8 protein-coding genes and 1 pseudogene are annotated in these 9,708 nt (G+C 65.2%); 1 reads left to right on the top strand and 8 read right to left on the bottom strand.

Features of this window, described 5'->3' with window-relative positions; translation table 11 throughout:
• A partial coding sequence (locus ABF648_RS06275) for a hypothetical protein (protein WP_415631439.1) occupies positions 1-1,801 on the top strand: 1,801 nt, incomplete at its 5' end.
• Between the two features lie 196 nt (positions 1,802-1,997).
• On the opposite strand, the pseudogene ABF648_RS06270 reads toward ABF648_RS06275, so the two are convergent.
• The 8 genes and pseudogenes from ABF648_RS06270 to pta all read right to left on the bottom strand — a co-directional run.
• Positions 1,998-2,138 (bottom strand): annotated as a pseudogene (locus tag ABF648_RS06270) (ParA family protein); the annotation flags it as partial.
• Positions 2,139-2,219: 81 nt separating this feature from the next.
• Positions 2,220-3,086, bottom strand: a complete 867-nt coding sequence (locus ABF648_RS06265) for a glycosyltransferase (protein WP_415631438.1) — start codon at positions 3,084-3,086, stop codon at positions 2,220-2,222.
• Positions 3,083-4,075 carry a glycosyltransferase gene (locus ABF648_RS06260; RefSeq protein ID WP_415631437.1) on the bottom strand — a complete coding sequence of 331 codons (993 nt, stop codon included), beginning with the start codon at positions 4,073-4,075 and terminating at the stop codon, positions 3,083-3,085. Before ABF648_RS06260 ends, ABF648_RS06265 begins: the two co-directional genes overlap by 4 nt.
• Before the next feature lie 89 nt (positions 4,076-4,164).
• Entirely contained in the window at positions 4,165-4,650 is a 486-nt protein-coding gene (locus ABF648_RS06255) for a DUF4395 domain-containing protein (RefSeq protein ID WP_415631436.1), read from the bottom strand.
• Positions 4,651-5,052: 402 nt separating this feature from the next.
• On the bottom strand, positions 5,053-5,817 hold the full coding sequence (locus ABF648_RS06250; protein WP_415631435.1) for a lysophospholipid acyltransferase family protein: 765 nt from the start codon (positions 5,815-5,817) through the stop codon (positions 5,053-5,055).
• On the bottom strand, positions 5,817-6,593 hold the full coding sequence (locus tag ABF648_RS06245) for an SDR family NAD(P)-dependent oxidoreductase (RefSeq protein WP_415631434.1): 777 nt from the start codon (positions 6,591-6,593) through the stop codon (positions 5,817-5,819). Before ABF648_RS06245 ends, ABF648_RS06250 begins: the two co-directional genes overlap by 1 nt.
• A gap of 109 nt (positions 6,594-6,702) precedes the next feature.
• Positions 6,703-7,893 carry an acetate/propionate family kinase gene (locus ABF648_RS06240; RefSeq protein ID WP_415631433.1) on the bottom strand — a complete coding sequence of 397 codons (1,191 nt, stop codon included), beginning with the start codon at positions 7,891-7,893 and terminating at the stop codon, positions 6,703-6,705.
• A 177-nt stretch (positions 7,894-8,070) separates the two neighbouring features.
• Positions 8,071-9,639, bottom strand: a complete 1,569-nt coding sequence (gene pta, locus ABF648_RS06235) for a phosphate acetyltransferase (protein WP_415631432.1) — start codon at positions 9,637-9,639, stop codon at positions 8,071-8,073.
• Between the last annotated feature and the right edge of the window lie 69 nt (positions 9,640-9,708).

The following is a 9,708-nucleotide window of genomic DNA, read 5'->3' as shown; positions in this document are numbered from 1 at the left end:
CAACCGGGATGCGATGGCCGCCTTCCTGTACCGACTCAAGTCAACCAGCCAACCCGTCAACCAGGCTGACCCGGCCCAGGGCCAGGTGACGGTGGCACCGAACGCGGTCGTCGCGTCCGCGGTAGATGTGGCCGCGGTGACCGGGTCGACCCCTACGAGCATCACCGCCCCCCAAGGCACGAAACTGGCCTCTCTGACTCCGGGGCAGGTGGTGGTCGCCGGGATCACCCCGTCCACCCCGCAGGGTCTGCTCACCAAGATCGATGCGGTAACCACCCATGCTGACGGGTCGGCGACCCTGGCAACCGAGCCCGCCCAGCTCACCGACGTCATCACCCACACCAGCACCCCCATCGACGCGGACATGACCCAGACCTCGGCCAGTTTCACCCCGGCCGACGGGACCACCGAAACCATGCAGCGGTCCCGCGCCGCCGACCCGACCTTCCAGAAGACGTTCACGTGGGAGCAGAAACTCTCCCTGCCGACCGCCGCGTCGCCGTCACCGACGTCCGGGCCGTCACCATCCGCGACGCCCAGCGGACCCCAAATCTCCGGGCAGGGCAGCGTCGACGCGTCGATCACGGGGAGCGTGGGGGCCAGCGCCCACGTGAAGTTGAACGTGGACTGGGCCGGGCTGCACACCGCCGGGGTCACTGTCACCCCGTTCGTCTCGTCTGAGAAGAAACTGGTCGCCTCCGGCCAGATCAGCGTGAAACAAACCTTCCCGGTCGCCTCGATCAGCCGGATCTTCGACATCCAGATCGGTCCGGTGCCGGTGGTCATCACCTCCGACAGCACCGTGTCGGCCACCGTGTCGGCCACCGGGGCCGCATCGTTGAATCTGGACGACTCCACCAAGGTGCACTCCGACCACGGGTTCCTGTACGACAACAACAACTTCCAACTGATCAACACCACACCGGTCAGCACCCAGTCCAGCACCCTCACAGTGGACGCTTCGATCAGCGCCAAAGCCTCCCTCGACTTCGACGAAACCCTGAAACTATACGGGATCGCCGGGATCACCGCAGGGTTCGGCCCCTACGCGACAGCAGCGATCACCACCAGCACAACAAACGGAAAGCCCAGCTGGGACTGCCCTGTCACCATCGGTGTGAAAGCCCACATGGGGGTCCTCGCCCAACTCAGCATCTGGGGATTCACCCTCGCCGACTGGTCCGCCACCGCCACCGACGACTGGCAACTGTGGAATCAGCAATTCTGTACCAACGGCAACCCACCCGGCACCAGCACAGAGAATGTTTTAGCAAGCGGACAGCTCGGGACAGCAATATGGAAAGTTGTAGGTACCAATGATGGCGATGAAAAACTCCTGATTTCCGGAGGAACGATTTCGAACGTTATGTTCTATCAATCGTCAACTGATTCTGGATCAGCGGCTCCTTGGTTTAGCTACGATGCTAAAATAGCTGAGGTTGATATCACGGGGCATCTGGTACTAAGCGGATCAATGGTATCGTTTCTCAGCAATTTAAGTAATTGCACCATGATTAGTGGGTTAACAAATATAGATACAAGTCACGTTACTGACTTCAGACGATTCTTCGATGTTGACAGCGCTCTATCAAGTCTAGATCTCTCCAGTTTTGATACGAGGAATGTACAAGATGGGTACAGCGATGATGCTTCTGCCTATGGTGCCAGCTACGGGATGTCTTACATGCTCTCCCTTGTACCCTCAAAGTTACTGGTATATATAGGGCAAAATACATTATTGGCTGACAACTCGATACTTGATCCACATGGGGCACAAGAATTTCATTTTGTGCACAAATAAACCTGTAGAGATATCTATATTGCTACCACTAGGTTTGTAGGGATGGTTTGGTTCCTGACCTGGAATCAAACCACCACGCCAGTGTCATCATCCCATGCCGCGGGGATGATGACACTGGCGAGGGTTTCCTCGTTATGCTCGTTGAGCCCGTCGGCGACCCTGGCATCCTCGGGGTTGGGGGATCTTTGGCGACGGTCATGGTGGCGTTGCTCTGCGGGCCGGGGTCGATGGGCAACGTGCGACGCCCCTCGGTGACGGCGGCTCGTGCGAGGTTCACAGCGGTGGTGGTCTTGCCGACACCGCCCTTCTGATTGCTGATGGCGAGATAGAGGCTCACGTGCCTAGGTGTACCCGGCCATCAACCTGATGGCCGGGTACACCTAGCTCCTTTCTCATCACAGGTAAGCCCCAAGGCGCTTCAAGACGATCGACCGCTAATTTCCTCGGCCCGCCTCATCATCGTCCGGTAGGCCAGCTGCCGCACCGCGGTGGGAACCAATCGGTACCCACCGCGCACCACCACATTGCGGGCTGCCTGGGCGCGGCTGACGAATCCGGAGCCGATGAAGGCGTGCTGCAGGCGAATCTCGCTGTGGAGCATCTCGACACCGCCCCGACGCCTGTAGGCACCGGCACCCACCCGGTACAGCACCAGCGGCTCTGTCAGATTCGCTACCCGCGCGCCGGACTGCAGCATCCGTGCGAAGAGCCAGTAGTCCTCCATCTTCGCCAAGGTCTGGTAGCCGCCCGCGGCCGCCACCGCGCTCCTGCGATACACCACTGTCGGGTGATTGAAGGGATCGCGGAAGCGCGCCACCTGGCGGATCTCGTCGGCCTCGGCGGGGAGCACACGCACGATTCCGGGTGATTCCTCGTCGGTCTCGAACTCCTGAATGGCAGCGCCCAGCAGATCCAGAGGCCTCCTGCCGTCCTCACCGGTCACCGCTGAAAGTTGCGCGGCGAAGCGCCCCGGCAGCGAGATGTCGTCAGCATCGGCCCTTGCCACGATCTCGTGACGGCATGCCTTGAGGCCCTCCGCCAATGCCCCGGCCAACCCACGATTGTGGCCGATGCGCACCGCGACCACCGGAACGCCATCCACCGGCTCACCGGCCAGCGCAGCATCGATGAGTCGCTCCACGCTTGCCGGGACCGGCCCGTCGCGCACGATGACGATCTCAGCCGGTCGACGCAGCTGGTCGGCGCTCACCGAGCGCAACGCACGGGCGAAATACGCGGGGTCGTCACCGGCATATACCGGCAGCAGCACGCTGAAGCCGGTCACCGTGCGCTCTCCAATGCGGCGACATCACCGGCGGCGGGGGTGCCGGCCAGCACCTCGGCATTCGGCCTCGGTCGGCGCAGCAGGCCATCACGGAGGCCACGAGCCAGTCCCCGGGCGAGCACACCACGATTGCGCGACGCGGCCAACGTGCGTACCCAGCGCCGAAGCGTCGAGCCGCCGTAGATGAGTTTCTCCCACCAGCTCAGCGCAGGGGAGCGCGTGAACAACCAGGTCTTGTTGCGAACCTCCTGGTAGAAGCGCGGCCCGGGATCCGCAGCGGAGTCACCGAACACCTTCGTGAGGTGGCTCACCCGCGCCGCAGGCACATAGAGCCCACGCCGGCGCCGCAGCAGCCGGGCCGTGTATTCGAAGTCGTCATTCCACAGGAAGTAGTCGGCCACCGGTAGGCCCGTGTTCCTCACAGCGCCCGCATCGAGCAGCACGGACACGAACGACGAGGACCGGATAGGCCGGCAGCCCAGGGCAGTGGCTCGCGAACGCTCCGTTCGCGTCGCGCCGACCTTTGTCCGCGGAGTGTTCATCGGATGCTCCCGGCCGTCGATCCAGTCGGCCCGGCTGGCCAGCAGGGCGAGCCTGCCGGGGTACAGCGCCCGGGTGTCCAGCAGTACTTCGAGGCAACCGGGCGTGGGAACGGTGTCGTCGTCCATGATCCACACCAGATCCGCGCCATGGCGCTGGACGGCAGCGGCGATCCCCGCTGTGAAACCCCCCGCGCCACCGGTGTTGACCGGCATCGAGATGATCTCGTCCACGATCGGGTGACCAGCGGCAAGGTCGCCGGACCCATCTGTGGAGGCATTGTCCACCACGAGCACCACATCTGCGGGCCGGCGTTGGGTCCCGATGCCGTCGAGGCAGCGCTGCAGCAGCTCGCGCCGATTCCATGCGACGACAACCGCCACCACCCGGGGGGAGGGCTCCTGACGAGAAGCACGAATCGTGTCAGAAGAGCGCGTCGTGCCGGGCATGGCCTTCACCCTACCGAGGGGGCCTTTGCACCGGCGCGCGGCACGACCGGGGCGTTCGTGAGTGTCTGGGCAGTGATCTGGTCAGGCACTCACCTGAGGGCGATGCCCGGTGAGGTCTGCTTGCCGAACAGGCGCTTGCCCAGCAGATAGGTCTGGCAACCCATGCAGAAGTCGAACAGCACATTGAGCAGCGATGCGAGCAGGACCAGGCCGACGGCCACGTAGAACAGCATCGGTAGCGAGAAGAGCGTGCCGAGCGCCCCGAGCACGGTGAATCCCAGGCCCATGCACTGTGCGAACCGCGGCGGCCGGTCGTCCTCCATCTTCGTCGGAGGCGCCAGGCGGGGAGCCACCAGCACACGGTAGATGCGTCCCCAGGGCTGGAAACGCATCCCGAGGACGGCGCCGGACGCGAACGCCAGGAGCTGGATCACCAGGGGGATGAAACTCCAGCCCGGGCCCAGCGCGATGGCCGTGATGAGCAGCAGGGAGTTGATACCAGCAGCGAATCGGGGGCCGCGTGGATCCAGCAGTGGGCCCTCGGTCTCAGAAATGGGTATGGGCTGGGTTGACATGTGCTGTCCTCCCGGACGAAAGAGTGGGACGGTTTCCGGAGCTGGCCGACTGATGCGTTGCGCACGGCAGAGACAAGGTCTTGCCAACGCTCACCGAAGACGGCACCGCTGCGGGCTCGGTCAGTAAAGGCACCAAGGATGTACAGCCGGATGCACCACTCGCATGGCGGTGGCCCGGTCTGTACGCATGCGTTCGACGGTACCACCGCATCTGGGAAGACCGGAGCTTCGCGAATCCGCATGCGTGTGCACTGCTCGTCGCCGGTGGATGCGCAGCTGCGTGTCGAAGTCAGCACATGCGTCCCCATTCACTCCCAGGAGCCAGGTCCGAGGAGTGCGGAGAATGGACGTCCAGGCCGTGCGTCTCACCGTGACAGGCTGCTGAAATCGGCTCCGAGGTGCTCAATGCTCCTTGTGGCGGTGCCCGGGCAACTGGCGCTTCGCGCTCTCGATGGCGGCCAGATGCATCATCTCGGCCTGCGTGGGCATGTGGTAGGCACGGGCGGTGGAATCGTGCAGCTCGATGATCTTGCGCCGCACGCGTTCGCTGAACTCGTGAGCGATCTCACCGGTGTTCGCCCGCATCGGGGAGCCGTAGACCACGTGCACATCGGGGCGCCCGGGCGTCCACCGTGCCTGTTTCGGCGGCCAGGCCGCCCAGGCGCCCACCATCGCCACCGGCAGGATGGGCACATTGTGCGAGATGGCGAGTGCTGCCGAGCCGGGGTTGAAGCGGCCCATGCCGCCGGTCCGCGAGCGTGTTCCCTCGGCGAAGATCAGCAGCGAGATCCCTTCCTCCAGGAGTTCGCCGGACAGGCCCCGGTAGTTCCGGCTCCCGGTGCGGTTCACCGGATAGGCATTGACGATGAGCTCGGTGAAGATCGCCTTGTACCAGGTGTCGAAGAAGTAGTCGGCGGCAGCGCCGGTGGCCAGCTTGTTCGTGAGACGCCTGGGCATGGTGAGCATCACCAGCGGCGCATCGAAGTGCCCGCAGTGATTGCTGTTCACGATGACTGGCGACTCGACCCCATCGAGGTGCTCCAAGCCGTGCTTGTGCACCTTGATCGCCGAGTCGACAGCCGGTTTGAGCATGCCCAGCTTGACGCCGTTGCGCGCCAGAGCGACAAGTCTCGACTTGTACCGCCAACTGTTGAGGCCGTACTGCATTACCTCTGTGACCTCTCACGATGGCCAGACGCCACCGCATTCGACACACACTTCACAAGCGCATCAGGCCCGTGCCGCAGCACCCAGGCCGCCACCTTCCAGCGGGTGGTCGGGACGCACAGTACCTGGCCGCGGTCCGCATCGGCCAGCACGCTCTCGGCCACCTCCTCCGGGCTCACCCACAACCAGCCGGGGATGTGCGGCCGATCCAAGCCGGCGGCCTGATGGAAATTCGTCTTCACCCAGCCGGGGAGCGCCACGGTGGCGTGCACTCCCGTACCTGCCAGTTCCAGATCCAGCGCCTGCGTGTAGGTGATCATCCAACGCTTGACGGCCGAGTAGTTGTCGGTGCCGATCAGGGCGTTCACCGAGGAGATGTTGATGATCCGTCCCACACCGCGCGATGTCATGGTGCGGGCGGCCGCACCGGAGAGCACGAGCACCGCGAGGCACATCACGTCCAGCGCCTTCGCCTGGTTGGACCAGTCCTCGTCGAGCAATTTCGCGTGGGCGGCGAAACCGGCATTGTTCACCAGCACATCGATGGGCCGTTCGGCGAAGATGCGTTCCACCGCCAGCAGGTCGTCCCGGGACGAAAGATCGGCCACCACGGTGTCCACGGTCACACCATATGTGGTGTGCAGGGTCTCGGCCGCCGCTCGGAGTCGATCCTCGTGCCGGGCGACCAGCACGAGCTCATCCCCACGCTCTGCGAGTTTCCGGGCGAATGCGTAGCCAATGCCGCTGCTGCCTCCGGTGACCAGTGCAGTAGCCATAAGGACCAATCTATCCGAGAGCGCGTCGTCCGTCGCATTCGTCACCGCGACTGGGACGGGCAATCCTTCGCCCTACAGCGATCAGGCCCCGGCGTGTTGCCTGCCCGCTCTACAGGGAGAGCAGTTCCGCCGTCTGCTTCGCCATCGCCAGTTCCTCGTTGGTGCACACCACAAGCACCTTCACCGCCGATTCGGCAGCAGAGATGAGATGCGGCGCGCGGTCGCGGATCGCATTGCGCTCCGGGTCGAGCACGACGCCGATGCCCTTGAGCTTGTTGCAGATCTCCCGGCGCGCGAAGGCGGAGTTCTCACCGACGCCGGCGGTGAAGGTGATGGCCTCCACCCCGCCCAGCAGATTGGCATAACCAGCGATGTAGAAGGCCAGCCGGTGGGTGTACACATTCATGCCGTCGATGGCGTCCTGGTCGCCGGCCTCGAAGCGTGCCTCGACATCGCGCATGTCGCTGACACCGGTCATGCCGGCCATGCCGGAGTTCAGGTTGAGTTCGGTGTCGATGCGGTGGATGTTCCAGCCCTCGGTGCGTCCCAGGTAGGCGAAGATTCCAGGGTCGACATCGCCGCTGCGGGTGCCCATCACCAGGCCCGCCAGCGGTGTGAGGCCCATGCTCGTCTCGATCGGCCTGCCGCCATCGATGGCCGTCACCGAGGCACCATTGCCCAGATGGCAGACGATCTGGCGCAGCGTCTTCGGGTCGACGCCCAGTGCGAGGGGCACGATGCCCGAGACGTACTGGTGGGAGGTGCCGTGGAAGCCGTACTTCCGGATCTTGTTGCGGGCCGCCAGATCCTTGTTGAGGGCGTAACTGGCAGCCTCCCTCGGCAGGTCCACGAAGAACGCCGTGTCGAAGATGCCGACATGGGGCACATCGGGCAGCAGCGACCGGGCGGCCCGGATGCCGTCGATGCCGGCGGGATTGTGCAGCGGTGCCAGCGGGATGAGGTCCTGCATCTTCTTGATCACCTCATCGGTGATCAGCGTGGGTGCTGAGAACTTCTCGCCGCCGTGCACGGTGCGGTGCGCCACCGCGGCCACATCCCGCAGCGACGGGCCGTGCTGGCCGAACATGTGGAAGACGACGGCCAATGCCGTGGTGTGGTCGGGCAGGTGCGGCCTGACGGACCATTCCTCGTCGCCCACCTGATGGGTGACGATGCCCTCCTCGAGCTCGCCGATCCGCTCGCCCAGGCCCTTGGCGAGAACTTCTTCGGTCTCGGGGTCGATGAGCTGGTACTTGATGGAGCTGGATCCGCAGTTCAGGACCAGAATGTGCTTCGCCATGGCTCTCCTTCCTTCGGACAACGATGTCTTGTGGGCTGCGAGTTCCGCCGGGCCGGGCGACTTTCCCGGCCATCTTCTTCCCGGTCATCTTGCACCGGCGGTTGTGCGGGTGGTGGACGCCACGGTCCGCCACCCGCCCGGCCGGCTCCTCGGGCCTCCCCGGGAGTCAGCCGTGGCTCAGCCGAGGGCGCCGTCCGTCGCCTGGGCCTGGATTGCCGTCATGACAATTGTGTTGACGATGTCCTCCACCAGCGCGCCGCGCGACAGGTCGTTGACCGGGCGCCTCAGACCCTGCAGCAGCGGCCCTATGGCGATCGCCCCGGCGGTGCGCTGAACCGCCTTGTAGGTGTTGTTCCCGGTGTTGAGATCGGGGAAGACGAACACCGTGGCCTGCCCGGCCACCGGTGAGCCCGGCATCTTCTTCGCGCCGACCACCGGGTCGATGGCGGCATCGAACTGGATCGGACCGGCGAGTTTCAGCTCGGGTGCCCTCGTCGTGGCCAGCTCGTAGCCCTCGCGCACCAGGTCGACGTCGGGGCCCTTGCCGCTGGTCCCGGTGGAGTAGCTCAGCATCGCCACGCGCGGGGCGACACCGAACATCTCGGCGGTGCCGGCAGACGAGATCGCGATGTCGGCGAGCTGCTCGGGGGTGGGATTCGGGGTGACGGCGCAGTCGGCGAAGACGTACACCCGGTCGGCCAGCGACATCAGCAGTGCGCCCGAGACGGTGCGCATGCCCGGCTGGGTCTTGATGAACTGCAGGGCCGGACGGATGGTGTTGGCGGTGGTGTGGTTGGCGCCGGAGACCAGTCCGTCGGCCTCGCCCAGGTAGACCATCATGGTGCCGAAGTAGGCTCCGTCGGCCATGGCCTCGCGGGCCTGCTCGATGGTGACGCCCTTCTTGGCGCGCAGTTCGGCGAACTTCGCGGCGTAGCTTTCCAGCCGCTCGGGGTCGTTCATGGAGACGATCTCCACGCCGGTCAGGTCGAAGCCCCGGGCCTCGGCATCGGCCAGCACCTTGTCCTTCTCGCCGAGCAGCACCACATGTGCCACGCCTCTGGCAGCGACGACGGATGCGGCCTCCAGGATGCGCGGGTCCTCGCTCTCGGGCAGCACGATGGTCTGCAGATTGCTCTGCGCGCGAGCCATCAGTTCGTGGCTGAAGCGTGCCGGGGTGCGCACCGGGACTGCTGTGGACTCTGCGGCTGCGAGCAGCGGGGTCAGGTCGTCGCCCAGCACTGCGACCGGAAGGCCGAGGCCGGCCAGGGCGGTGCGGGCGGCCTCTGCGTCCTCGGCGCCGGTGGCCAACAGGCCGACGACTACCGCGTGATGGGCGTCCAGTCCTTCGATGGCCGCGGCCGCGACCCCGGCAGCGCGTTCGGCGCCCCGGCCCGCGTCCACCGCGAGGACGACGGGAAGGGCCAGGTCGGCGGCCAGATCCCCGTTGATGCCGAGTTCGACCGGAGCGGTGACCCCGGTGTAGTCGGTGCCGATGGCCACGGCCGCGCCGCCGTCGACCAGGACGGTTTCGAAGGCTGCGATGATCTGGGTTTCGGTCTCCGCGCGATCGGCCTTGAAGGCGGAGAAGGATGCGCCGACGAGCTCTTCGGTATTCGCAGCGTCGGTGAGGGGTTTGAAGACCGTGACCTCGCCGCCCTGCGAGGCAAGGGCCCGCACGATGGCCCGTGCAGCGGCGTTCAGGTCGGCCTCGCAGTCAGGGGAGGCGATGTAGACACGAGTGCTCACGTCGTAACGCTACGCCGTGAGCGGCCTCCGCCGTCTGCTCGCCCCAGGATTGGCCTTCCCAGACCAGCA

It is taken from the genome of Propionibacterium sp. (genome assembly GCF_047719395.1).
Lineage (GTDB): Bacteria > Actinomycetota > Actinomycetes > Propionibacteriales > Propionibacteriaceae > Propionibacterium.
The sequence above is the reverse complement of the archived record's forward strand: the minus strand, read 5'-3'. Positions and strand labels throughout refer to the sequence as shown.